General features: G+C 63.9%; 24 protein-coding genes and 1 pseudogene. 14 read left to right on the top strand and 11 right to left on the bottom strand.

Annotation, left to right across the window (positions count from 1 at the left end):
* Positions 1 to 14: 14 nt before the first annotated feature.
* The 3 genes from QN413_RS03685 to QN413_RS03695 are packed head-to-tail and all read right to left on the bottom strand — an operon-like array spanning position 15 to position 2,328.
* Positions 15 to 1,352, bottom strand: coding sequence for an ATP-binding protein (locus QN413_RS03685; protein WP_323495304.1), 1,338 nt, complete (start codon positions 1,350 to 1,352; stop codon positions 15 to 17).
* A 4-nt stretch (positions 1,353 to 1,356) separates the two neighbouring features.
* Positions 1,357 to 2,013, bottom strand: coding sequence for a response regulator (locus QN413_RS03690; RefSeq protein WP_323495305.1), 657 nt, complete (start codon positions 2,011 to 2,013; stop codon positions 1,357 to 1,359).
* 24 nt (positions 2,014 to 2,037) lie between these two features.
* Positions 2,038 to 2,328, bottom strand: coding sequence for a hypothetical protein (locus QN413_RS03695; protein WP_323495306.1), 291 nt, complete (start codon positions 2,326 to 2,328; stop codon positions 2,038 to 2,040).
* A 437-nt stretch (positions 2,329 to 2,765) separates the two neighbouring features.
* Here QN413_RS03695 and QN413_RS03700 point away from each other — a divergent pair, with 437 nt between their 5' ends.
* A complete protein-coding gene (locus QN413_RS03700) occupies positions 2,766 to 3,533 on the top strand; it encodes a hypothetical protein (RefSeq protein WP_323495307.1) in 768 nt (255 codons plus the stop codon).
* Between the two features lie 43 nt (positions 3,534 to 3,576).
* On the opposite strand, the gene QN413_RS03705 is transcribed toward QN413_RS03700, so the two are convergent.
* Positions 3,577 to 3,852, bottom strand: a complete 276-nt coding sequence (locus tag QN413_RS03705; RefSeq protein ID WP_409053358.1) for a phosphopantetheine-binding protein — start codon at positions 3,850 to 3,852, stop codon at positions 3,577 to 3,579.
* 104 nt (positions 3,853 to 3,956) lie between these two features.
* On the opposite strand from QN413_RS03705, the gene QN413_RS03710 reads away from it, so the two are divergent.
* From QN413_RS03710 to QN413_RS03760, 11 genes are all read left to right on the top strand, one after another.
* A complete protein-coding gene (locus tag QN413_RS03710) occupies positions 3,957 to 4,574 on the top strand; it encodes an ABC transporter ATP-binding protein (RefSeq protein WP_323495308.1) in 618 nt (205 codons plus the stop codon).
* Positions 4,571 to 5,371, top strand: a complete 801-nt coding sequence (locus QN413_RS03715; RefSeq protein WP_323495309.1) for an ABC transporter permease — start codon at positions 4,571 to 4,573, stop codon at positions 5,369 to 5,371. Before QN413_RS03710 ends, QN413_RS03715 begins: the two co-directional genes overlap by 4 nt.
* A 61-nt stretch (positions 5,372 to 5,432) precedes the next feature.
* On the top strand, positions 5,433 to 5,726 hold the full coding sequence (locus tag QN413_RS03720) for a hypothetical protein (protein WP_323495310.1): 294 nt from the start codon (positions 5,433 to 5,435) through the stop codon (positions 5,724 to 5,726).
* Positions 5,723 to 6,292, top strand: a complete 570-nt coding sequence (locus QN413_RS03725) for a cytochrome b (RefSeq protein WP_323495311.1) — start codon at positions 5,723 to 5,725, stop codon at positions 6,290 to 6,292. The genes QN413_RS03720 and QN413_RS03725 overlap by 4 nt, the downstream gene beginning before the upstream one ends.
* Positions 6,289 to 6,990 (top strand): VIT family protein, encoded by a 702-nt coding sequence (locus QN413_RS03730; protein WP_323495312.1) that lies wholly within the window; start codon positions 6,289 to 6,291, stop codon positions 6,988 to 6,990. The genes QN413_RS03725 and QN413_RS03730 overlap by 4 nt, the downstream gene beginning before the upstream one ends.
* A 137-nt stretch (positions 6,991 to 7,127) precedes the next feature.
* Entirely contained in the window at positions 7,128 to 7,577 is a 450-nt protein-coding gene (locus QN413_RS03735) for a hypothetical protein (protein ID WP_323495313.1), read from the top strand.
* 83 nt (positions 7,578 to 7,660) lie between these two features.
* Positions 7,661 to 8,254, top strand: a complete 594-nt coding sequence (locus QN413_RS03740; RefSeq protein ID WP_323495314.1) for a phosphatase PAP2 family protein — start codon at positions 7,661 to 7,663, stop codon at positions 8,252 to 8,254.
* Entirely contained in the window at positions 8,251 to 9,315 is a 1,065-nt protein-coding gene (locus QN413_RS03745) for a glycosyltransferase family 2 protein (protein WP_323495315.1), read from the top strand. Before QN413_RS03740 ends, QN413_RS03745 begins: the two co-directional genes overlap by 4 nt.
* Positions 9,315 to 10,937 (top strand): glycosyltransferase family 39 protein, encoded by a 1,623-nt coding sequence (locus QN413_RS03750; RefSeq protein ID WP_323495545.1) that lies wholly within the window; start codon positions 9,315 to 9,317, stop codon positions 10,935 to 10,937. The genes QN413_RS03745 and QN413_RS03750 overlap by 1 nt, the downstream gene beginning before the upstream one ends.
* A complete protein-coding gene (locus QN413_RS03755) occupies positions 10,934 to 11,857 on the top strand; it encodes a ChbG/HpnK family deacetylase (protein WP_323495316.1) in 924 nt (307 codons plus the stop codon). Before QN413_RS03750 ends, QN413_RS03755 begins: the two co-directional genes overlap by 4 nt.
* Before the next feature lie 290 nt (positions 11,858 to 12,147).
* The gene (locus QN413_RS03760) at positions 12,148 to 12,549 is read left to right on the top strand and encodes an HdeA/HdeB family chaperone (RefSeq protein WP_323495317.1); all 402 of its coding nucleotides are present in this window, start codon (positions 12,148 to 12,150) and stop codon (positions 12,547 to 12,549) included.
* Positions 12,550 to 12,558: 9 nt separating this feature from the next.
* Here the strand turns inward: QN413_RS03760 and QN413_RS27305 are convergent.
* Positions 12,559 to 12,657, bottom strand: a pseudogene (locus QN413_RS27305) (phenylacetic acid degradation protein); the annotation flags it as partial.
* Between the two features lie 193 nt (positions 12,658 to 12,850).
* Between QN413_RS27305 and QN413_RS03765 the strand changes: the two are divergent.
* Entirely contained in the window at positions 12,851 to 13,219 is a 369-nt protein-coding gene (locus QN413_RS03765) for a DUF4148 domain-containing protein (protein WP_323495318.1), read from the top strand.
* A 26-nt stretch (positions 13,220 to 13,245) separates the two neighbouring features.
* Here QN413_RS03765 and QN413_RS03770 read toward each other — a convergent pair whose 3' ends face one another.
* The 4 genes from QN413_RS03770 to chrA form a co-directional block, all read right to left on the bottom strand.
* Complete coding sequence (locus QN413_RS03770) at positions 13,246 to 14,100, bottom strand: AraC family transcriptional regulator (RefSeq protein WP_323495319.1); 855 nt, start codon at positions 14,098 to 14,100, stop codon at positions 13,246 to 13,248.
* Positions 14,101 to 14,155: 55 nt separating this feature from the next.
* On the bottom strand, positions 14,156 to 15,358 hold the full coding sequence (locus tag QN413_RS03775; protein ID WP_323495320.1) for an acyl-CoA dehydrogenase family protein: 1,203 nt from the start codon (positions 15,356 to 15,358) through the stop codon (positions 14,156 to 14,158).
* A 72-nt stretch (positions 15,359 to 15,430) separates the two neighbouring features.
* Positions 15,431 to 16,486 (bottom strand): phosphotransferase, encoded by a 1,056-nt coding sequence (locus QN413_RS03780; RefSeq protein WP_323495321.1) that lies wholly within the window; start codon positions 16,484 to 16,486, stop codon positions 15,431 to 15,433.
* 125 nt (positions 16,487 to 16,611) lie between these two features.
* Positions 16,612 to 17,961 carry a chromate efflux transporter gene (chrA, locus tag QN413_RS03785; RefSeq protein ID WP_323495322.1) on the bottom strand — a complete coding sequence of 450 codons (1,350 nt, stop codon included), beginning with the start codon at positions 17,959 to 17,961 and terminating at the stop codon, positions 16,612 to 16,614.
* Between the two features lie 322 nt (positions 17,962 to 18,283).
* Between chrA and QN413_RS03790 the strand changes: the two genes are divergently transcribed.
* A complete protein-coding gene (locus QN413_RS03790; RefSeq protein ID WP_323495323.1) occupies positions 18,284 to 19,018 on the top strand; it encodes a GntR family transcriptional regulator in 735 nt (244 codons plus the stop codon).
* 12 nt (positions 19,019 to 19,030) lie between these two features.
* Here QN413_RS03790 and QN413_RS03795 read toward each other — a convergent pair whose 3' ends face one another.
* On the bottom strand, positions 19,031 to 20,257 hold the full coding sequence (locus QN413_RS03795) for a serine hydrolase domain-containing protein (RefSeq protein ID WP_323495324.1): 1,227 nt from the start codon (positions 20,255 to 20,257) through the stop codon (positions 19,031 to 19,033).
* A 32-nt stretch (positions 20,258 to 20,289) separates the two neighbouring features.
* Positions 20,290 to 22,473, bottom strand: a complete 2,184-nt coding sequence (locus tag QN413_RS03800; RefSeq protein ID WP_323495325.1) for a 3-hydroxyacyl-CoA dehydrogenase NAD-binding domain-containing protein — start codon at positions 22,471 to 22,473, stop codon at positions 20,290 to 20,292.
* Positions 22,474 to 22,494 lie beyond the last annotated feature (21 nt).

A 22,494-nucleotide genomic window follows, 5' to 3' on the forward strand; every position in this document is an offset into this window, starting at 1 on the left:
GGCACGACAACCGGCTAACCGAACGTGACCCGGACCTCGAGGCCCGGCGACACCTCCAGGCTGGAGTGCAGACTCACGATGGCGCCATGGCGTAGCGCGATGGCATGCACGATGGCCAGGCCCAGGCCGCTGCCAGCGGGATCGCCTTTGCGCACATGCGATGCACTGCCGCGACGGAAGCGCTCGAAGACGTGGTCTCGGTCAGTCGCCGAAATACCAGGACCGTTGTCGATCACCCGCAGCACCGGTCTCCCCTCTTCGATGGCGGCGACGACATCGACACGGCTGCCGTCGGGTGAGTACCGCAAGGCGTTTCGCACCAGATTGTTGAGCAACACTCTCAGCTGCATGGCGTCGCCATCCACTGAGATGCCTTCGGTCGTCGACGCGCCGAGGTCGATGCCGCGTGCCACGGCCTCACGATGGAATTCCGCGACGACGGAGCGCACCAGATCGCCGAGACTCAGACGCTCGACATGGTGCAGGTCCACATCGGGTTGTGCGCGTGAAAGCTGCAGCAGTTGCTCGACCAGACGCTCGGAGCGTTCAATGCCCAGCCGGAGGTCAGCGGACGCGGCGACGCGCCCCGCAGCATCGGCCGCGCGGTCCAGCAAGGTGAGCTGCAGCCGCAGCGCTGTGACGGGCGAGCGAAGTTCGTGTGCAGCATCCGCCACGAAGCGCCGCTGCATCGAAAAGGCATTGGACAGCCGCTGCATCAGTTCGTTGAACGCGGCGACCAACGGCTGCATCTCGCGTGGCATGTTTTCGCTGGCGATCGGCTCCAGACTGAGCGCGCTGCGACGCGCGATCTGGCCGGTGGCTTCGTCCAATGGACGCATGCCACGCCGCAGCGCTACAACGATGAGTCCGGCGAGCAAGATGATCAGCGCAACCAATGGAATGAAAAGTTTCGACGCCGATTCAACGGCCATCTGGTGACGCGCGGTCGTACGCTGCGCCGCCTGCACCACGGTGTCGGTCAGCACGACGGTGTAGGTCCGCCATTCCTGGCCAGCGACCTCGAAACGGCCCGGCCCCGGCACATCCGTGAAACGCAAAGCGAAGCGCGGATTGGAAGAAAAAACGGGTGTGCCGTCACGTTGCCAGACCAGGCTCACCAGGTCGCCGTCATCGTCGCTTTGGCCGCCTGGCATCGCGGGCAGCGGCTTGGCCGTCACCTGCGCGCTCGCGTGGTACTGCGCCACCGCCTCGGCGACCTCTCTCAGGTTTTCGTCCAGCACCTCGTTCATTTCGCCGAGCGTCACGACGTACGCGACCATCACGAGCACGAGAGAGCCGAAGCCCAATGCCCCGAGCAGCCACTTCATCAGGTCGCCACGCAGTGATCTCACCGGGCTACTCCGCCAACCTGTAGCCAACGCCACGCACGTTCACGATGGCTTGTGCTCCCAGCTTCTTCCGAAGGTTGTGCAGGTGCACCTCGATCGCGTTGCTGCCGATATCGTCGTCCCATCCGTAGATGGATTCCTCGAGTTTCTCGCGTGAGAGCACCGCTCCGGGCTGCTGCATCAAGACCTCGAGCAAAGCGAACTCCCGCACCGACAACGACACCGGGGCGCCCTCCTTCGTGACGGACTTGCGCACGGTGTCCAGACTCAAGGCGCCTGCCGTCAAAAGCGATGAACCGACGCCGGAGCGTCGTCGCAACAGGGCGCGCACACGAGCAATTAATTCATCCAGATCGAAAGGCTTCAACAGGTAGTCGTCAGCGCCCGCATTGAGTCCGGCAATGCGCTGGTCCACGGCGTCCCTGGCCGTCACGATGATGACCGGAACATGGTTGCCCGAGCGACGGAGTTCTTCGAGCACCGTCATGCCATCGCGTGCCGGCAGACCCAGGTCGAGTACCACCAGGTCGTACACACCGTTGGCCAGCGCGAGCTCCGCGATCCGCCCGTCCTCCGCCCAGTCGACTGCATAGCCGGCCGCGACGAGTCCCTGACGTATCGCTCGTCCAATCATCGGGTCGTCTTCAACAACGAGCAGTCGCATGGTCGCAGTATCGGGGATCGACCTTCAGGCGTGGCGCCAGGCAGTCAATGCAAGGGAGCGACGGACCAGACGATGACAGGCCGGCCTGACCAGAGCGCGCAGAGCCCACGTGACGAGCGCTCCGGCCGCGGCAGCCGGAAACGCGCTCAGCACGTCGAGCGGGAAGACCTGCCCTAGGTACACCAGGCTCCAGCCCGCGCCGAGCCCGACCGTCAACAGCGGGAAACTCAGCCAGGCGAGCCGGCCGAACGGCACCAAGGCCAGCGCGACGCTCCACCAGAGCACGACCTGTGCGTTGGGAGATCCCGGGCCCATCCAGCATCCTGAGAAGGCGGTCCAGCTGGCGCTCGCCAACCCGGGCACACAAACGCTCGTGCGGATGACGAGAACCACTGCGTAGGCTATTGCTGCTGAAAGCAGCACACACAGCAAGTCAACGCGCAACCGTCTGTCCCCTCGCCTCCACGCAATCACTGCGGCGAGAGGCAAGCTCCAGTCCGCAAGACGCGCGAGTACAGAAGCCAAGGCGAGCGTGACCGCCGAGGCGTGCGAGCCCGCGGACATCAACTCGAAGACAGCCAGGTTGTCCAGCGTCATCCCGATCTTTGAAGAAGCATGGCGACGATCGTCCCGCAAGAATCATTAAGGACGCCTTAAGCCGGAATGGGTTGCCTTAAGCATTCCATAAGCACAGGTCGACGAAGCTGGGTGCTCCGCCCAGCCTTGGGCCGACCGCTCGCAAAGAACCATCCATGAACCAGCCTCCCCACATCGAACTCGGAAAAGTTGCCGAGGTCACCTTCTGGTTCTGGGTGGTGAAGATCGCCGCGACGACCCTCGGGGAAACGGCTGGCGACGCCGTGACGATGTCGATGCACCTCGGCTACCTCGTCGGGACGGCCATTTTCGCGACCATCTTCGTTGTCGCGGTGGCCGCCCAGATCAGGACAACGCGGTTTCATCCGTTCCTGTTCTGGAGCGTGATCGTGGCCACCACGACCGCAGGAACCACCCTCGCCGACCTGCTCGATCGATCGCTGGGAATCGGGTACCTCGGTGGGTCCACGATTCTCTTGTTGCTGGTGATCGGCACCTTGGCGCTGTGGCATCGGGCGCTCGGATCGGTTTCCGTCTCAGCCATCACGACGCGCAAAGCCGAGGTGTTCTACTGGGCAACCATCATGTTTTCACAGACGCTGGGCACCGCGCTCGGTGACTGGGCGGCCGATCCGAATGCCGGACTGGGCCTCGGCTACGAAGGCGGCGCCATCGTGTTCGCGGTGGGGCTGGCGCTCGTAGGAGCGGCCTACTTCTGGACGCGTATTTCGCGCACGGCCTTGTTTTGGGTGGCGTTCATCCTGACGCGCCCACTGGGCGCCACCGTGGGCGACCTGCTGGACAAGCCCCATGCGGCAGGCGGCCTCGAAATGAGCCGCTATACCGCGACCGCCGCACTGGCTGCCTTCATCCTTGTTTGCGTTGTCCTGCTGCCGCAACGTGCGGAGCGCATCACGCGGTGAGCAAGAAGCTCATGCAAAGTCCGGCGAACTTACCGTCAGTCGGTCATTTGGATTTTGTCGCAGGCTCTGGTCGTGCGGCCACCAACCCGTCGATCACTTCGCACAAACGCTGCAACGTGATGCCCGCCTCACGTGGATCGAGGCGATCCTCTGGAATGCGAAGTTCGAACTCGTCTTCCACCGCGAAGACAAATTCCATGAGTGCCAGCGAATCCAGGCCGAGTTCAGCAAGCGCAGTCGACGGCAGTACAAGCAGCGGGTCGGCATGGAAATCTTTTTCGAGAATGGATGCGATACGGACGAGGGTTGTCGAAGTCAAATCGGTTTCCTATGGCGAGCCAGCGCAGCTTTTGGGCAACTGCGATCTCAGCGAATCGGAATGTTCGCTCTGCTTTGCTTAAGGTTCACTGAAGTTGAGACGGCATGACTGACTTGCCTTTACCGCAGCTGAGCGTGCGCGGCTTGCGCTCGGCCCATGGCGGCCCTTTCGATCTGCACATCGACCGCGGCGAATGTGTGTCGCTCATGGGCCCTTCAGGCGCGGGCAAAACTCTCTTCTTGCGCCTGGTTGCCGATCTGGACCCGGGCGTCGGCGAGGTTCGGTTGAACGGCCGTGAACGCGACACGTGGACTGCGCCGCAGTGGCGCAGCCAGGTGGTGTACCAAACCGCCGAGCCGGTCTGGTGGGCAGCGAAGGTGGCTGCGCATTTTCCAAGGCCCATGCTCGACGCGATGCGTTTGCTGCAGCCCCTGCTTGGGCTTCCGAACGCAACGCTCGATGCCGATGTCGACCGGTTGTCGACCGGCGAACGTCAGCGCATTGCGCTGCTCAGGTCGCTCGCGCGCGAGCCCAAAGTGCTGTTGCTCGATGAACCCACAGCGTCACTGGATGCGACTTCGACGATGGCAATGGAATCGTTACTGCAGAAGTATGTGGACCAGGGCTTGTCGGTGCTGTGGGTCACGCACTCACGGGACCAGGCCCATCGCGTGGCGCAACGCCACTATGCGGTCGTCGACCGGCAGCTGCGCGCGTCATGACCACGGTCCACCTTGAGTTGACCGACGTGGCGCTCGCCGCCGTGTTGGTGCTGGCGAATGCAGTTGCTTCGATGGTTCTGCGGCTGCGCCTGCATCGACAGGTGCTGTGGGCGGCCGCGCGAATGGTCGTCCAGCTGCTTCTGGTGGGGCTGCTCTTGCGAGTCGTCTTTCGCCTGCAGTCGCCGACCGTCACTGTCGTCGTGGTGCTCCTGATGATCGGTGCCGCAGCGCGTGAAGTGGCGGTACGGCCAGAGCGCCGTCTGCAGCAACATGGCAACTACCGCATCGGCCTTGCTGTCGTCGGCATCTCTAGCGTGGCAACAGTTGTGATGGCGTTGATGACCGCCATCCGGCCGGAGCCTTGGTACGACCCGCGCTATGCCATTCCGTTGATGGGCATCGTGCTGGGCAGCGTTCTGAATTCGGCAACGCTCGGGCTCGACAGCTTTTTCGAAGGCGTCGTGAATCGCCGGCAAGCCATCGAAGCGCAGCTGGCGTTAGGGACCACCATGCGCGAGGCGCTGGGCGAACTGACACGATCGTCCATCCGGCGCGGCATGATTCCGATCATCAACCAGATGTCGGCCGCTGGCATCATCACGCTGCCCGGAATCATGACCGGCCAACTGCTCGCCGGCATGGACCCGATCGAGGCTGTGAAGTACCAGATATTGCTGCTCTTTCTTCTAACCGGCGCGGGGGGACTGGCGTCGGCCGGCGCCGTGTACCTGGCGGCGCGCGCAGTCACCGACAGTCGACAGCGGCTTCGCACCGATCGTCTGGAAATGAAGCGGTGACATCGATTGGATCAACAGGCATCACGCTCGCGCGGTACCACCCCGCTTCTAGAATCCGCCGGTGATCACCGCCCGACTTCGTCGACTCGTCGCAACCCACTTCTTCTGGTGGTGCTTTGCCGGCGTGCTTCTGTCGGCGCTGCAGCCCTTCCTCTTCACGCACTTCTGTCAGGACGGCTGGGAAGACGAACCAGGCTTTCGCATGGCGCTGGTGTCGCTGCTGCTGCCCCTCGCCATCGCGTTACTGCGGTGGCTGTTTCCGCCGGACGCATCTCTTGCGAGCGCGTTCCGCATACCAGCGGCGCGCCCCCGCGCGCGCCTTTCCACACCTCTTTTCAGGCTTCGAATTTCATGACCCTCAGAAACTCCACCCGACGCTACGGCTCACTATCGATCGCTTTGCACTGGCTGATCGTGCTCCAGTTGATCGCGGTCTACGCCTGCATCAATCTCACCGACTTCTTCCCCGAAAACAGCGACCCGCGCCAAGCGCTGCTGATGTGGCACTACATGCTTGGGCTCTCGGTACTCGCCGTCGCCGTGCTGCGAGTCGCAAACCGTTTGTCTGGCCCTGTGCCCCAAGCGTTGCCGGGAATTCCTCGCTGGCAGAACGCCGTGGCGACCGTGACGCATCTCGCGCTGTATGCATTGCTGCTCGCCATGCCCGTGCTCGGCTGGCTCACGCTCAGCGCATCGGGCCAGACGATCCCGTTCTTCGGCGCGACCCTTCCTCCGCTCATCGGACCCGACAAGACGCTGGCGCACCAGATCGAAAAAATCCACGAGACGCTGGGCGTTGTCGGTTACTACCTGATCGGTCTGCACGTCGCCGCGGCACTGTTTCATCACTACCTGCGACGCGACGGCACGTTGCGGCGGATGCTTCCGTTTTTGCGCTCCGAAGACAAGGTGGGCGCATGAAGGCATTCACTCGACACCACGAACGGCATCGGAGCGAGAGCATAGGCTGGCTGCGTGCCGCCGTGCTCGGCGCCAATGACGGCATCGTCTCTACATCGAGCCTGATCCTCGGCGTTGCCGCAGCGCACGGAACGCCTCACAGCGTGTTGGTAGCCGGGCTCGCCGGCCTGGTCGCGGGCGCCATGTCGATGGCCGCCGGCGAATACGTTTCGGTGCACTCGCAGGCCGACACCGAAGCCGCCGACCTGCGAAAGGAAATGGCCGAGATCGATGCAGATTCGAGCGCCGAACACCGCGAACTCGCTGCAATCTATGTCGGGCGCGGACTCGACAGGCCACTCGCTGCAGAGGTCGCGCGCCAGCTGATGGCACACGATGCGCTCGGCGCTCACGCGCGCGACGAGTTGGGCATCTCGACCACTCTGAGCGCCCGGCCGGTCCAGGCTGCTCTCGCGTCGGCGGCGAGCTTTTCGATCGGTGCGGCGCTGCCGCTGCTGGTCGCCTGGCTCGCGTCGCCTGCGCTGTTGATCGCGCTGGTGGTCCTGGCGTCGCTGGCGTTCTCTGCGCTGCTGGGCGTGGTGTCGGCGCGGGCCGGCGGGGCGCCGGTGCTGACTGCGGCATGGCGCGTAACCTTCTGGGCGGGTTTGGCGATGGCGATTACCTTCGGTATTGGCTCACTCTTCGGGGTCGCGGCATGACCGGCTCATCTTGCGCAACTGCCGCAGCTGAAGGCGCGCAGACGGCCCGAGCCGGCACCAGCAATCTCTGCAAATTTATTTCCCAAGCTGACTAGCACGTTCAGGTACTAATTGGAAGTGCCTCATAGAATCTCTTCGTGCTTACCGTTCTTCTTCGTCGCCTTGTTGCAACACACTTCGTGTGGTGGTGCCTGGCGGGTGTCGTACTGACCGTTCTGCAGCCCTTTCTCTTCACGCATTTCCGGCAAGACGGCTGGGAAGACGAGCCGGGTTTTCGCGTGCGCAACGTCGAAGCGATGGCGCTGTTTTCGCCGGACGATCGGGACGATCACAGCAAAGAGCTGGAGACCACGCTGTATGTGCCGGCCGCCGCGCACATCGATGTGCCCAATGCCTTTGCGCATGGACTCGATGTGTTGATGGCTCTGGTGCTCTTGCTGCTGCCGCTTGCAGTCGCGCTGGTCCGGTTGCTCGTCCCCATCGAGCGCACGATTGTCGAGCGCGTGCCCTACACCAGCGGCGCGCCGCCGCCCACTGTGCTCTGGCGGACCCAGCCGCCGCACACCGCCCCACCTGTGACGACCTGACAAGCGACGTCGCCTGACGTCGACTCCTGTCCGCGCGCGTGTGCAGACAGATTCCTTGTTTTCGGTCGAAAGGTTTCGAGATGATGAATGCCACCAACACGGCGTTGTTGCAATGGATCGCCGCAGGTGACGATCCCAATTCATGGGCACTCCTTGCGGGAAGTGTCTTCGCGTTGTGGGGCAGTGCGCTGTGCGCCGCGGCCGTGCTGTGGGCCGGCTGGCATGCGCGCGCCGAGCGGCCTTACCTTGCAGCAGTGGTCGTCGGTGCGGCACTGGCATCCCTGCTCTCGCATCTGATCGCGGCCTGGCTCGACATGCCTCGCCCGTTCGTGGCCGGACTCGTGCCCGCCTACATCGTGCATGGCCCGAGCGCCGCGCTGCCGAGCACGCACGCGACCGTGATGTTCTTCATCGGCTTCGCTTTCATGTTGCGCGCCGCGTTGCGTCCTGTCGGTGCGGTGGTGCTGGTTCTGGCAGCACTGACCGGATGGGCGCGCATCTATGTCGGGGTTCACTCGCCGATCGACATCGCTGCAGGCATGGCACTGGCGGCTTCGCTCACCGGCGTGCTCGCGTTGCTGGAGGTGCGCCTGGCGGCGTTGATGGCGGCCCGTCTTGTTGCACGACGATCGCGTCCCGGCGAGCTCGCCAACGATGCCGAGTGGAGGGCTTCATGAGGCCGCCGATTCACGCCGGGCCAAGACTGGTCCGCGACGTCACCATCGACGCCATCGACGCGGCCGCGTCGAAGACCGACGTAACGCCGGCTCCCCAACACATCGACGCATCCGAAGCACGCAGCGTGTCATGCGTGATCCCTTGCTTCAACGAGGCGGCCAATCTGCGCGTGCTGTTGCCCCGCCTCGAAGAGATCCTGTGGGCCACGCGTCTGCGCTGGGAGATCATCGTTGTCGACGATGGCAGCACCGACAACACCGCTTCGGTGGTTGCCGCATGGTGCGAGCTCGAAGGCTTTTGCTGTGTCTCGCTGTCACGCAACTTCGGCAAGGAGGCAGCGTTGACCGCAGGCCTCCAAGCAGCGCGTGGCGACGCCGTCATCCTGCTCGATGGTGATCTGCAGCATTCGCCGTCGCTCATCGGCTCGATGATCGAGAAGTGGTCGGCCGGCGCCGATGTCGTCTACGCCGTGCGAGAAGCACGCACCGACGAGGCCGCTCTGAAGCGCTGGGGCAGCCAGCTCTTCTACAAGCTGGTCAACTCGTCTGGTCGCTTCGAACTGCCGGAGGATGCCGGCGATTTCCGGTTGATGGACCGCAAGGTGGTGGATGCGCTGCTGAGCCTGCCCGAGCGCAGCCGGTTCATGAAGGGCTTGTATGCATGGGTCGGCTTCAAGGCGGTGCCGTTGCCCTACACGCCGGCGCCTCGGGCGCAAGGCGTCAGCACCTTCAACATGCTGCGCTTGGTACATCTGGCAGTCGATGGACTGACGTCTTTCACCACCTGGCCACTGCGGCTGGTCAGCATTTTCGGGCTGCTGATGGCTGTGCCTGCATTCGCTTACGGCGTGTTCCTCATCATCGATCACTTCGTGGTCGGGGACGCCGTCTCGGGCTGGTCAACCATCGTGGTGAGCCTGATGTTCTTCATCGGCGTGCAGATGATTTCGACCGGTATCGTCGGCGAGTACGTGGCCCGGGTTTTCGAAGAAGTGAAAGGGCGGCCGCTCTACATCGTCAGGAGCGTCACAGGCACCGGGCTGGAAGGCGACAAGAAGTGATGCGGTCGATCCAGAACTCACTCCGACAGTCCTCCTGGCACCGCACCCTCCTCTCCATCGCGATCATCTTCCTATGGCTTGCGGCCACCGCGGGCTTGCGGCGCTTCACCGCGCCGGACGAAGGCCGCTACGCCGGCGTCGCGCTCGAGATGCTGAGAACGGGCCACTGGCTGGTGCCACGGCTCGACGGCCTTCCGTTCTTCCATAAACCGCCGTTGTTCTACTGGATCAGCGCGGCGTCGATGTCGGTCTTCGGCGTGTCGGAGTGGCCGGCGCGCTTGCCATCGGTACTGGGCGCCACGCTGGCCGCCAGCGCGCTGCTCATTTTCGCGCGGCGCTGGGCCGACGGCGTGAGCGCATCGGTCGCCACGGTCGTGCTGTTGACGTTGCCGTTCTTCTACGTCGGTGCGCAGTTCGCCAACCTCGACATGCTGGTGGCCGGCTGCATCGCCGCGACGGTGCTCGCAGCGGCGCACGCTGCACTCGCAAAAGAGCGCGGTGGCGCCTGGCGCGGCGCACTCGCCCTGGCCTTTGCGATGGCAGCGCTGGGCGTACTGGCGAAAGGGCTGATCGGGTTCGTGCTTCCCGGCGCTATCTTCGTGACATGGTGCATCGTGACCCGCCGGTTTCGCGCCGCAGGAATGCTCGCGTGGTGGCCTGGCTGGTGCATTTTTCTGTTGATCGCAGCGCCGTGGTTTGTTGCCATGCAGGTGCGCTACCCAGGCTTCTACGACTACTTCGTCGTGACGCAACACTTCAGGCGCTTCGCGGCAGCGGGGTTCAACAACGCGCACCCTTTCTGGTTCTATGGGCCGGTGATCGTCGGGCTGACCTTGCCATGGATTGGCTGGATGGGTTGGCAAGCCGTTGCGCGTCGGCATAGCGGCCACACTCCGATCGCTACCACTGCAAGCGCCGCATTTTCCGATGTCGACTGGCTGATGCTCGTCTGGTTCATCGTGATCGTGGTGTTCTTTTCGTTGCCGAAATCCAAGCTCATCGGCTATGTGCTCCCAGCCCTTCCACCACTCGCATGGTTCATCGCGCGAGCCTTGCGTGCCACGACACCGACGCGGTGGATGACGAGCCCTAAACTGCAATGGACGACCGGCATTGCCGCCGTCATCTGCGTTGCTTCGGTGATCGTTGCAGACCGGCTGGGAACGCCGCCCGGTGCGCGGCTGTATCTGCCCGCCGAGGAGCGCATCGCTGCAGACGATCAGGTCGTGATGCTCGATGCCTACTACTACGAGATCCCGTTCTACTGGAAGCTGAAGCACACGGTCATGGTCGTGAGCGACTGGCAAGACCCTGCCTTGCCGCTGCATGACAACTGGCGCAACGAGTTGAGCGACGCGGGCCGATTCGAGCCCGCCAGGGCGGCCACCACGCTGGTAAATCGAGAAGATCTCCCGCGCGTGCTCTGCATGCCGAAGCGCACCTGGATCGTCGGCTCGTCGGCTTCGTTTCTCACCTCGCCCTGGCTCCTCGACCAGCGCTTTGTTCCGGTTGCGCACAACCAGGAGGCAGCCATCTGGCGCTTCGATGGCCCGCAGCGTCCAAGTGCGGGCTGCGTCGAATTCGGCAAGCCAGCACGCCCATCGACTGGAGATGCGTCATGAGCGACGAACGCTTCTTGTGCATCTGTGCCGACGACTTCGGCCTGAGCGAGGGCATCGATGCGGCGGCACTCGAACTGGCCGAACTTGGCAAGATCTCCGCCATCGGTTGCATGGTTCGGCGCAATTTCTGGCACACCGGATCTCGCAATTTGCGGCGTCTGGACGCCGACCATGTCGACATCGGGCTGCACCTCGACCTGGACTTTCCATCGGCGCCGGGCGGCCGCGATGGCAGCCTGGTGTCGCTCATCGCCATGGCCTATCTGGGTCTGCTGCGCGGCAAGCGGTTGCGCGACGAAATCCGTTTTCAGTTGAACAGCTTCGAAGACCGGATGGGTCGGGCGCCCGCCTTCGTTGACGGCCATCGTCACGTGCACCAGTTGCCCGGCGTGCGCGATCTGCTCATTGCAGAACTGATGGGCCGGTACCGGGCGGCACCGCCGTGGTTGCGCAACACGGCGCCTGCCGAGCCAAGCTGGCTGCTGCGCGGCAAGACCGACGCCAAGGCGAGAGTGATCCATGCGCTGGGCGGTGGCGCGCTGCAGCGTCTCGCGGAACAGCACGGCGTTCCGATGAGTCGGTGCTTGCTCGGCGTGTACCCCTTTCCCGCCAAAGAGGGCGACTACCAGCACGCCTTTGCGCAATGGCTGCGGCAATGCCGCAGCGGCGACGTGCTGATGTGCCACCCTTCGCTCGGCGACGCACCGCATGGGTTGCAAGGCCAGTCCACGCCCCACGATGAATCGCGCCGGCGCGAGCACACGACACTCCGGGCGCTCGACCTCGATGCGCTGCACGCAACGACCGGCATCGTCGTGGCACCCCTGTCGCGCGCATTCGGCCGCCACCCGGCGAGCTCGGAAATGCCGGTCGACTTGACAGACTCCCTGCGCGGCGCGCCAGAAGAACTCCGATGGTGACGCAGCCGATCGTGCGGCCGACCATGGCCTGAGCCTTGCATCCGCTACGGTGAAGTTCACTCTGTCATGGGCCTGCATGATCGAGCTTCCCGCGCCAACCGCTGTCGGCATCACCCGCGAGCGGCTCGCCGGAACAGTCGGGACTCTTGCTCACCGACGTCTACGACGCACGCTGGGTCGTGGCGACGATGCATGCACCGGCTGCAGCTCGCACTGGCAGCACGCGAGTCGACTCCGCCAAGGCAATGATGGCGAATAATCGATACTGAAATTGAACTTCAAGGAGACGCATGCTGAAGACGAAGGCTGCAACGGCGTTGTCGACCATCCTGCTGACGGCGATGCTGGCAGTGTGTGCCAACAGCGCGCAAGCCCAGCAAATGAACGTGCAGGGCTTTGCCGTCAAAGGCTGCAACGAGTACCTGCAAGCGCGAGCTGCGCGCAAGGAAGATCCGTGGATCTATTGGGTGCAAGGCTACCTGTCGGGCGCCAACATGGCGAGACTCGACTTCATCATGACGAGTGCCGCGCTGCCGCCGCCGGAGTCGATGGCGCAGTCGATCGAAAGATACTGCCGTGCCCATCCGCTCGGCACGATGCTCAACGCTACCGAAGCGCTCTACAAAGATCTGCTCGCAACCAGTCCGATGCAATTGCCTGCACCGAGCACCAGTCAGCGTCGCAGGCCCTGACCTAACGACTGCTGGCGCGCGGCCCGACGTCGTCGTCGCTGCGGCAAAACCGCAGGCGGTATCGAGCAATGCGCCGATGAGGCCTGCATGCAGAAAACCGGCGTACTGAAAGACGCTCGCGGTTCAAAGCGCAACGGCAATGCCATCGAAACCCGCATCGATTGTTGCCCGCACAGAAACACCGTGTCTCTGATCGGTCGAGTTCAATTCGCATGAACGCCCGGACACTTCATCGCACAGACCTGCAGTCAGCAAGGGCTGTCGAAGCAAACCCAGTCAAACAACATCTTCCGAGGACCGTATGAACAAGCTCCAGATCATCACCGCCGCAGCCGCACTCTCCCTGCTCGCCATCACCGGCGCACAGGCTGAAGGCTACAACGGTGTGCACACCCATGTTTCGTCGAAGAACCGCGCCGACGTCGATGCAGAAGCTGTCAGCACCGCGGCTGCGCCCAACCAGAACGTGGCGCGTGGCTCACGCGGTGCAGAAGCCTTCAAGCCGGTCGCCAACCCCGACGCGGTGTACGAAAGCGCTGTCGCAACCGCCCATGCACCCGATCAAAACGTGAGCGGTGGATCCAAGTACAACAGCCGCTTGCTCTCGACGATGGCGCGCCCTGCACCGGCGGTGCAAGCGCAGCAAAGCACGCCTGCTATTGCCAAGTAAGCCCGTCGAGCAGCCGCGCCACAGGTTCAGGGGAACCCGTAGCGCGGTGTTGCTGCCGCACCGCTGCCGTACAGCGCGAGCTTGCGGCAGCCGGCAAAAATCGACTTGGGCGTGAGCCCGTAGACCTGCCGGATCGAGTGACTGAAATGCGTCGAGTCCGGGTAGCCGACATCGAGTGCGATGTTGGCCAGGTTCGCGCTTTGCGTCACGTAGTAAAGAACACTGCGCGCACGCTGCCAGGTTCTAAAACTCCGAAACGGCGACCCCACTTCTGACTTGAACAGATGCAGAAAGCGCGACACCGATAAGTGCGACGCCACCGCGCAGTCTTCGGCCGAGGTGTGGCTGTTCGGGTCTTGCTTGATGCGGTCCAGCACCGCACGAATGCGGCGATCGATCGGGCGCGTCGGCAAGGCACATCCAAAGAAGTTGCGATCGAAATCTTCAGTTCGCTCGTACTGCCGAAGCGCGCAGCGCTTGAAGCGTTCCAGCGCATCGCGCATGGCTCGAAGGGCCGCTGGCGCATCGACCGCACCGCGACCGTTGCGAATGTAGTCAGGCAAGCTTTGGAGATCCACTGTCTCCGATTCGATCAGCACATTGCAGATCATGCGTTCACCCGATGCGATGCGATGCGGCATACCGGCCGGCACCACAGAAAACTCAGTCTCTCGCCACGTCTCACCATCGATGCAGATCTTGTGCGGACATTTGAGCGATACATAGATGGAGATCGCACCGAGTGTGCGCAACGACGGTTCGCCGTGCAGCCCCACGTAGAGCACGCGGTCGGCATTGAGCCACATCACGCGCTCCGACGCAGACGATGAAGACGCCGAAGTCCGCAGGGACGTCGGGGCGTCGATTCGAATCTGTTGCATGTTTGTCTCCTTCGTTTTGATCTGATCGATTTCCGCGCTTCCGCACGGTCGAAGATTAACGGTACTTCGCCAATTCGAGTTTGCCGATCTGGTTGCGGTGCACTTCATCGGGCCCGTCGGCCAGCCGCAGCAGCCGCGCCGTGGCATAGGCCGACGCGATGCCTTCGTCGTTGTTGGTGCCGCCTCCGCCAAAGGCCTGAATGGTCCAGTCGATGACCTGGCAGGCCATCTGCGGCGCCGCCACCTTGATCATCGCGATGTCGGCCTTGGCGACCTTGTTGCCCACGGTGTCCATGCGGTGCGCCGCGTTGAGCGTGAGCAGTCGCGCCTGCTCGATGAGGATGCGCGACTGCGCGATGCGCTCGATGGTCACGCCCTGCTGCGCGATCGGTTTGCCAAACGTCACGCGCGACAGGCTGCGCCTGCACATCTTCTCGAGCATGCGCTCGGCCAGGCCGACGAGGCGCATGCAGTGGTGAATGCGGCCGGGCCCGAGACGGCCCTGAGCGATCTCGAAACCGCGACCTTCGCCCAGCAACATGTTGGACGCCGGCACCCGCACATTGTCGAAAGTGACCTCGGAAGCACGGTCGGGCACGCCGTAGAAACCGAAGACGGCAATGGCACGTACCACCGTCACGCCGGGGGTGTCGAGCGGCACGAGGATCATCGATTGCTGCTTATGGCGATCGGCATTGTCCGGGTCGGACTTGCCCATGAAGATGGCGATCTTGCAACGCGGGTCGGTCGCGTTGGTCGTGTACCACTTGTGGCCGTTGATGACGTAGTCGTCACCGTCGCGCACGATGCTCGACTCGATGTTGGTCGCATCGCTCGATGCAACGTCGGGTTCGGTCATTGCAAAGCACGAGCGGATCTCGCCAGCCAGCAAGGGCTTGAGCCAGCGCTCCTGATGCTCGGGCGTGCCGTAGCGCGCCAGCACTTCCATGTTGCCGGTGTCGGGCGCCGAACAGTTGAAGACTTCGGGCGCCAGATGCGAGCGGCCCATGATCTCGCAGAGCGGCGCGTATTCGAAGTTGGTCAGGCCCGCGCCGTGCGAGGACTCGGGCAGAAAAAGGTTCCAGAGTCCGGCATCGCGCGCCTTGGGTTTCAGCTCCTCGAGCACCGGCGCGACTTTCCACGGGCCCAACTCTTCAGCCTCTTTGTAATAGCGCTTCTCGTTGGGATAGATGTGCTCTTCCATGAAGGCCGAAAGGCGCTTCTGGAGATCCTGGACCTTGGGGGAAAACTCGAACACGAGAACCTTTCGGAGGGTGTTGCAAACAACAACGTTGACTGAAGAACCTGATGCGTTTTCTATGGCGTGCCGCTAGCGCTCGCCGCGCGAAAAGTGCGCTTCGACCTGTCGCCAGGCCGCCTCCGCTATCGGCCGTGCCCGCGCTCCCGTTTCAATGGCTTCGGCGCTGGAGGCCGTGCCATCGCGCGCACGCTTCGAGATGCCATGAAGAATGGCGGCGAGCCGGAACATGCTGTACGTCAGGTAGAACTCCCAATGCGCCGGGTCGATCGGCTCGCGTCCGACACGCTTGCAGTACGTCATCAGGTAGGTGGCTTCATCAGGGATGCCAAGCGCTGCATAGTCGGTTCCGGCCATGCCACGAAACTCAGCTGCCGTGAGGCGCCACGGCAGTGCGTGGTACGCGAAGTCCGCAAGCGGATGGCCGAGCGTCGACAGCTCCCAATCGAGCACCGCCAGCACACGCGGCTCGGTCGTGTGAAAGATCATGTTGTCGATGCGCAGGTCGCCATGAAAGATGCACGTCTCGTCTTGCGCACCGGGTGGAACATGTGCCGGCAACCACTCGATGAGCCGCTCCATCGCCGGGATCGGATCGTCGGCCGCGGCGGCCTGGTATTGCCTTGTCCAGCGGCCGATCTGGCGATCGAAAAAGTTGCCGGCGCGACCATAGTCCGCGAGGCCGACTGCCTTGTAGTCGACGCGGTGCAAGGCGGCGACCACGCGGTTCATGTCGTCGTAGATCGCGGTGCGCTCGACATTGGCCAGGCCCGGCAGCGCTGGGTCCCAAAGGATGCGGCCATCGACGAAGTCCATGACATAGAACGGCGTGCCGATGACATTGGCATCGTCGCAATACCCGCGTGCGCGGGCGACCGGCACATCGCTGCCGCGCAGCGCATCGATCACACGGAATTCGCGGTCGACCGCATGGGCCGAGGGCAACAACGCGCCCTTGGGCTTCTTACGCAGAACATACCGGTTGCCCGTCGCGTCGAGCACCAGATAGGTGGGATTGGACTGCCCGCCTTTGAATCGACTGAGCGTCAGCGGCGGGCGAAAGCCGTCGATGCGCTCGCGCATCCAGCCCTCGAGCCGTGCGACATCGAAGTCACCAAAACCATTCATTACGCACGACCTTGCATACCAAAATGGTACGAAGAGATTGTCCGACAATCAACTAGGGTTTGTCCGACACCTGACAGATATGCGTGGCATCTACCGAACGGGCTGACCGGCGTAAAACGCGGGCCTCAGCGCATCAATTGCCACCCCATGCCGAGCAGCCCGGCGGCCGCGATGACCTTGATGACGCCAACCTTGAAACGGAACAGCGCGATCGCCGCCAGCACGCCGATCACTGCCGCCGCCCATTCGAAGCGCCCCGCCACTCCCAGCGGCCACAGCACATGGACCGCGAAGAACACCGCCAGGTTCACGATGACGCCCACCACGGCAGCGGTGATCGCCACGAGCGGCGCAGTGAACTTGATCTTTCCGTGCGTCGATTCGATGAAGGGCGCGCCGACGAAGATGAAAAAGAACGACGGCAAAAAAGTAAAGAACGTGACCAGCGTCGCGGCGGCTGCACCGGCCAGAAACGGCGAGCCCGCACCAAAGATCTCCTTGCTCCAGCCACCGACGAATCCGACGAATGCCACGACCATGATCAGTGGACCCGGCGTGGTTTCGCCCAGCGCCAGCCCGTCGATCATCTGCGACGCCGTCAACCAGTGCTGCGTCTCGACCGCGCCCTGGTAAACATAGGGAAGAACGGCGTACGCACCGCCGAAGGTGAGCAGCGCGGCCTTGGTGAAGAACCACGCCATCTGTGTCAGCACCGCATGCCATCCGTAGGCCACGGTCAGCGCGCCGATGGCGGCAACCCACAGGCCGATCGATACCGCAGTGACCCGTCGAATGCGCGACCAGCTGAAGATGGCGTGCGACGGCACCGGTGTGTCGTCGTCGATCCATGCCGGTGCCGATGAAACCGCGCCTTGCCCGTGGCCACCGCCGCTCGAAAACTTGCCCGGCGCCCTCCGCCCACCGACATAGCCAATCACGGCAGCCGCCAGCACGATCAGCGGGAACGGCATGTTGAACGCGAAGATGGCGACGAACGCTGCGAGCGCGATGCCGTACAGCCACGCGTTCTTCAGCGTACGCGAGCCGATGCGGTACGCCGCGAAGACGACGATGGCGGTCACCGCGGGCTTAATGCCATAGAGCACCCCGGCGATGGCCGGCACATGACCAAAGGCCATGTAGACCCACGACAGCCCGATCAGCACGAACAACGAAGGCAGCACGAAAAGTCCGCCTGCGATGACGCCACCCCACGTGCGATGCATCAGCCAGCCGATGTAGGTGGCCAGTTGCTGCGCTTCCGGCCCGGGCAGCAGCATGCAGTAGTTGAGCGCATGCAAAAAGCGCCCCTCCGAGATCCAGCGGCGCCGCTCGACCAGTTCCTGGTGCATCAGTGCGATCTGCCCCGCCGGTCCGCCAAAACTGATGAAGCCGAGCTTCAGCCAGTAAGCGAAGGCCTCGCGGAAAGTCAGCGGAGGCCGGGCTGGCGATGGGGCTGGGGTTTCATCGGTCATATGGACCGCATTTTGGAGGGCGGCGTGTTGCAACGTCCCTAGAGCCTAGGCAGCACCCGATGCTCAGTCTTGTGCCGACACGCTGCGACCCTGCCTTGATGCCCTCAGGGAAACACGGAGGACCGACCCGTGACGGCCGGACTGAGCCGTACACCCGGCAGGGTTGAACCTGATTCCGCCTGGCACAAGTGTCTGCAAATATTGCCAGACAATTAATTCGCTAGTCGCTTTGGTTTCCCTAGCAGAGCCGACGCGACAGACGTACTCTTTTAGAGTCTGTCGCTGCCGGTCCGGCCCCATTTTTTGTACTGCCCGAGCCCGAATGAAAAATACCCCAACAGCCCGTGTGACCCGTGCGGGCGCAGGGAAGGCCGTCAAAGCACCAGCGCCGATCGCTGCGCAGCATCCGCGCAGCACGCCCGACCGCGTAGCCGACGCCATCAGCAAAGGCATCCTGATGCGCCGCTTTACCGTCGGGCAGCGACTGGTCGAGGCTGACCTCACGCGCGATCTCGGCGTAAGCCGCAGCACGGTGCGCGAGGCCTTGCGCATCCTGGCGTCGAGCGGCGTGGTCGACCTCACGCCGCACCGCGGGGCCGTGATCCGCTCGCTAGACCACGAAGATGCAGCCAGCCTGCTGGGTGTGCTCGAAGTGCTCACTGGCCTGGCAGCGCGCCTGGCCGCCGCCAACATCCAGATCGGCAACAACGCCAAGCGCTTCGAGGCGGCGGCGCAAAAGCTCATCAAGGCCAACACGCCCGAGGCGCTCGACCGCGTGCTCGACGAGCGCGCCAACTACTACAAGGTCATGTTCGACATTGCCAACAGCGGCGAGTTGAACCGAGTGCTGCCACAGGCACGCGCCCATCTTTTTCGGGCGCAGTTCTATCAGTCCCTCACCACCGCCGACCTGCGTTCGATGGTGGCCGAGTACCGCGCCATCACCGAGGCGATTCTCGAAGGCGACCAGGCCAAGGCGGAGGCGCGCACCCGCAAACACTTGCAGAAAACCGGCGAGCGCACCCTGCCGCGCATGACCGCATTCTCGTTGGCGTAAGTCGTCTTCGTCTCAAGCCCTGGAGTCGATGACGGCGGCATTGATCATGGTGCGCAATTCGCGCCGGATCGGATACAGGCTGGACGGAATCAGTTGCGTGAGGAACACGACGCAGAGGTCCTCCACTGGATCGATCCAGAAAGCCGTCGAAGCCAATCCACCCCACCAGTACTCACCGACCGAGCCGGCCAGCCCGGTCTTTGCCACGTCGGTGGTCATCGCAAAGCCCAGTCCGAATCCCACGCCGGCATAGGTCGCTTCGGAGAACATCGAGACCGCCATATCGGCCAGTTCGCGGCCACCGGGCAGATGGTTGGAGCGCATCAGTTTCAGCGTCTTCGGACCCAGCAGGCGCACATCGCCCAAGGCACCGCCCTGGCGCAGCATCTCGCAGAAGCGCATGTAGTCGCTGGCCGTCGAGACCAGTCCACCGCCGCCCGACGGCGCTGCGGGAGGCTCGCGAAATGTGCGGCCGGGTGCTGGCGCCAACGCACCTGCAGCGGACTTCACATAGCACTGGGCGAGACGCGCGGCCTTGTCTTCGCCGACATGAAAAGCCGTGTCCACCATCCCGAGTGGCTCGAAGATGCGCCGACGCAAAAACTCGTCGAACGGGACGCCGGAAATCTTGCCGATCAGGTAGCCCAGCACATCGGTGGCGACTGAATAGTTCCACGCCGAGCCCGGAGAAAATTCCAGCGGCAGCTGAGACAACTGGTCGATGAATCCATCCAGTCCTTCAGCCTGTTCGAAGGGCTCGACCCTGCCTCGGCGGTAGGCAGCGTCGACGCTGGTGCGCATCTGAAAGCCGTAAGTCAGCCCGGACGTGTGCCGCAGCAGATCGACCATCCGCATCGGCGCAGCAGTCGGTTTCGTCTGGAAATTGCCCGGCAGTCCCGACTGGTAAACGCCCAACTCACGCCACGCCGGAATGAAACGATGCACCGGATCGTCGAGCGCCACCAAGCCCGCCTCGACCAACATCATGAAGGCGACGCTGGTGACCGGTTTGGTCATCGAATAGATGCGCACGATGCTGTCTTCACGCAGCGGCGTGCCGCTTTCGAGCGAGGCATGCCCCAGCACCGACTGGTGCACCAGCTGTCCCCCGCGTGCGATCTGCAGCAAGGCACACGGCATCTTGCCGGGCGTCACATACTGGTCGGCCAGGAACTTGTCGATGCGGGCCAGGCGTTTCGAGCACATGCCCAGCGATTCAGGCGATGCGGTGTTTGTCATGTCAGCGGCTTTCAGGTCGTATCGCTGAAATGCTAACGCCCCTGCCAGACCGCCGCACGTTTCTCCGCAAATGCCGCAGCGCCTTGCCAGTCGGAGACGCGCTGGCCGCTGTTCGCAAGACGCGCCAGCAATGGCGATACCGTCCAGTAGCCGAACGGGTTGCCTCGCACCTGGGCGTAATACGCCAGCCGCTCGGCAATGGCCGTGAGCCCGATCCGGTCGGCCATCCACATCGGGCCGCCCTGGTGGTCCGGAAAACCGAAGCCGGCGGTCCACACGATGTCGATGTCGCCCGGTCGATACGCGATGCCCTCTTCCAGAATCTTTGCGCCCTCGTTGATGAGCGGGTACAGCAGGCGCTCGACGATCTCCTGCCGGCCGATGTCGGCGCGCTGCGCGATGCCATGCGCTTCTGCCTGCTCTTTGGCGATGCGCGCGGTCTCCGGGTCGGTCACGGGCTTGCGGCCGTCGTAGCGGTAGTAGCCCAAGCCCGTCTTCTGGCCGAAGCGGCCGAGCTCGAACATCTTGCGCACCACCGCGCGGTAGCTGTCGTCGGGCGGCAGGCCACCGGCCTTGCCGTATTCGATGACCGTCTTGGCGCCGACGTCGATGCCGGCCATGTCGAGCATGCGGCACGGGCCCATCGCCATGCCGAGCGCTTCGACCGCACTGTCGATCTCCGCCGGGGTGGCGCCTTCCATCATCAGGAACTCGGCCTCGCGCATGTAGACCTCGGCCATGCGGTTGCCGATGAAGCCGTAGCACACGCCCGACACCGCTGCCACCTTGCCGATCTTGCGGGCGACTTGCATGACGGTCGCGAGCACGTCGGGCGCGGTCTTGGCGCCGCGCACGACTTCGAGCAGGCGCATCACGTTGGCCGGGCTGAAGAAGTGCATGCCGACCACGTCGGCCGGGCGACCCGTGGCTTCGGCCAGCACGTCGACATCGAGTGTGGAGGTGTTGGTCGCGATGATGGCGCCGGGCTTGCAGACCTTGCCCAGGCGCGCGCACACCTGCTTCTTCAGGTCCATGTTCTCGAACACCGCTTCGATGACGAGGTCGCAGTCGGCCAGCGCCGCGTCGTCGAGCGAGCCGCTCAACAGTGCCATGCGCTGTTCGACCTGTGCGGTGGTGAGCCGGCCCTTGGCGGCACTGGCTTCGTAGTTGGCGCGCACCAGGCCGAGCCCACGATCCAGCGCGGCCTGCGACGTTTCGAGCAGCACCGTCGGGATGCCGGCGTTGGCGAAGTTCATCGCAATGCCGCCGCCCATGGTGCCGGCGCCGAGGATGCCGACCGACGCGATGGGCCGCAGTGCCACATCCTTGGCCAGCCCCGGAATCTTGGCAGCCTGACGCTCTGCGAAAAACAGGTGGCGCATCGCCTGCGATTCGGGCGAGACGCGCAGTTCTTCGAAGAGCCGCGCCTCGACCGCCTCGCCCTCGGCGAAGGGCAGCATCGATGCCTGCACCGCGAGCACGATGTTGCGGGCCGAGGGATAGAACGCCTTGCGGCTGACGGCGTCGGCCAGTGCCTTGTCGAAGAAGTCGGCGGGCAGGTCGGCGGTGGATGCGACCTCCGCACTGAGCCGACGCGGCGCGGCGTCCCGGGCGACCAGCGCTTGCGCGTACGCGAGCCCGACGTCCAGCGGCTTGCCTTCATGCACCTCGTCGACGATGCCGGCCTTCAGCGCCGTGGCCGTGTCGATGCTGCGGCCGCTGGAGATGAGGTCGAGCGCCAGTTCGATGCCGGCGGCGCGCGGCAGGCGCTGCGTGCCGAGCGAGCCGGGGAGGATGCCGAGCTTGACTTCGGGCAGGCCGAGCTTCGTCGCAGGAACAGCCACGCGGTAGTGGCATGCCAGCGCGAGTTCCAGGCCACCGCCCAGCACGGTGCCGTGCAGCACGGCAGCGACCGGACGGTCGAGCGCCTCGATGCGGCCGAGCGTGCCGTTGTAGAGCGCCGCCGAAAAGTCAGGGTCGTCGAAGGACGTGATGTCGCCGCCTGCGACGAAGGTGCGGCCTTCGCAATGCACCAGCAGCGCGGCATAGGAACGGTCGGCCTCGAACGCGTCGACGGCAGCGGCCAGGCCGGCGACCACTTCGGACGACAGCGCGTTGACGGGCGGGTTGGCGATGCGCAGCACGGCGATGTCGCCGTGGCGGACCAGGTACACCAGCGTGCCGGAATCGGCCATCGAGTTCACGTTTTCAATCATTGGAAATCACCTAGAGCGCGC

The organism is Variovorax sp. LG9.2, assembly GCF_035018885.1.
Lineage (GTDB): Bacteria > Pseudomonadota > Gammaproteobacteria > Burkholderiales > Burkholderiaceae_C > Variovorax.

What these genes read in the sequence shown, in the direction of transcription:
- QN413_RS03690 (WP_323495305.1), bottom strand. Translation starts at nt 2,013, where the DNA reads ATGCGACTGCTCGTTGTTGAAGACGACCCGATGATTGGACGAGCGATA.
- QN413_RS03710 (WP_323495308.1), top strand. Translation starts at nt 3,957, where the DNA reads ATGACTGACTTGCCTTTACCGCAGCTGAGCGTGCGCGGCTTGCGCTCG.
- QN413_RS03725 (WP_323495311.1), top strand. Translation starts at nt 5,723, where the DNA reads ATGACCCTCAGAAACTCCACCCGACGCTACGGCTCACTATCGATCGCT.
- QN413_RS03755 (WP_323495316.1), top strand. Translation starts at nt 10,934, where the DNA reads ATGAGCGACGAACGCTTCTTGTGCATCTGTGCCGACGACTTCGGCCTG.
- QN413_RS03740 (WP_323495314.1), top strand. Translation starts at nt 7,661, where the DNA reads ATGAATGCCACCAACACGGCGTTGTTGCAATGGATCGCCGCAGGTGAC.
- QN413_RS03790 (WP_323495323.1), top strand. Translation starts at nt 18,284, where the DNA reads ATGAAAAATACCCCAACAGCCCGTGTGACCCGTGCGGGCGCAGGGAAG.
- QN413_RS03745 (WP_323495315.1), top strand. Translation starts at nt 8,251, where the DNA reads ATGAGGCCGCCGATTCACGCCGGGCCAAGACTGGTCCGCGACGTCACC.
- QN413_RS03730 (WP_323495312.1), top strand. Translation starts at nt 6,289, where the DNA reads ATGAAGGCATTCACTCGACACCACGAACGGCATCGGAGCGAGAGCATA.
- QN413_RS03695 (WP_323495306.1), bottom strand. Translation starts at nt 2,328, where the DNA reads ATGGGCCCGGGATCTCCCAACGCACAGGTCGTGCTCTGGTGGAGCGTC.
- QN413_RS03800 (WP_323495325.1), bottom strand. Translation starts at nt 22,473, where the DNA reads ATGATTGAAAACGTGAACTCGATGGCCGATTCCGGCACGCTGGTGTAC.
- QN413_RS03780 (WP_323495321.1), bottom strand. Translation starts at nt 16,486, where the DNA reads ATGAATGGTTTTGGTGACTTCGATGTCGCACGGCTCGAGGGCTGGATG.
- QN413_RS03700 (WP_323495307.1), top strand. Translation starts at nt 2,766, where the DNA reads ATGAACCAGCCTCCCCACATCGAACTCGGAAAAGTTGCCGAGGTCACC.
- QN413_RS03760 (WP_323495317.1), top strand. Translation starts at nt 12,148, where the DNA reads ATGCTGAAGACGAAGGCTGCAACGGCGTTGTCGACCATCCTGCTGACG.
- QN413_RS03770 (WP_323495319.1), bottom strand. Translation starts at nt 14,100, where the DNA reads ATGCAACAGATTCGAATCGACGCCCCGACGTCCCTGCGGACTTCGGCG.
- QN413_RS03765 (WP_323495318.1), top strand. Translation starts at nt 12,851, where the DNA reads ATGAACAAGCTCCAGATCATCACCGCCGCAGCCGCACTCTCCCTGCTC.
- QN413_RS03750 (WP_323495545.1), top strand. Translation starts at nt 9,315, where the DNA reads ATGCGGTCGATCCAGAACTCACTCCGACAGTCCTCCTGGCACCGCACC.
- chrA (WP_323495322.1), bottom strand. Translation starts at nt 17,961, where the DNA reads ATGACCGATGAAACCCCAGCCCCATCGCCAGCCCGGCCTCCGCTGACT.
- QN413_RS03715 (WP_323495309.1), top strand. Translation starts at nt 4,571, where the DNA reads ATGACCACGGTCCACCTTGAGTTGACCGACGTGGCGCTCGCCGCCGTG.
- QN413_RS03795 (WP_323495324.1), bottom strand. Translation starts at nt 20,257, where the DNA reads ATGACAAACACCGCATCGCCTGAATCGCTGGGCATGTGCTCGAAACGC.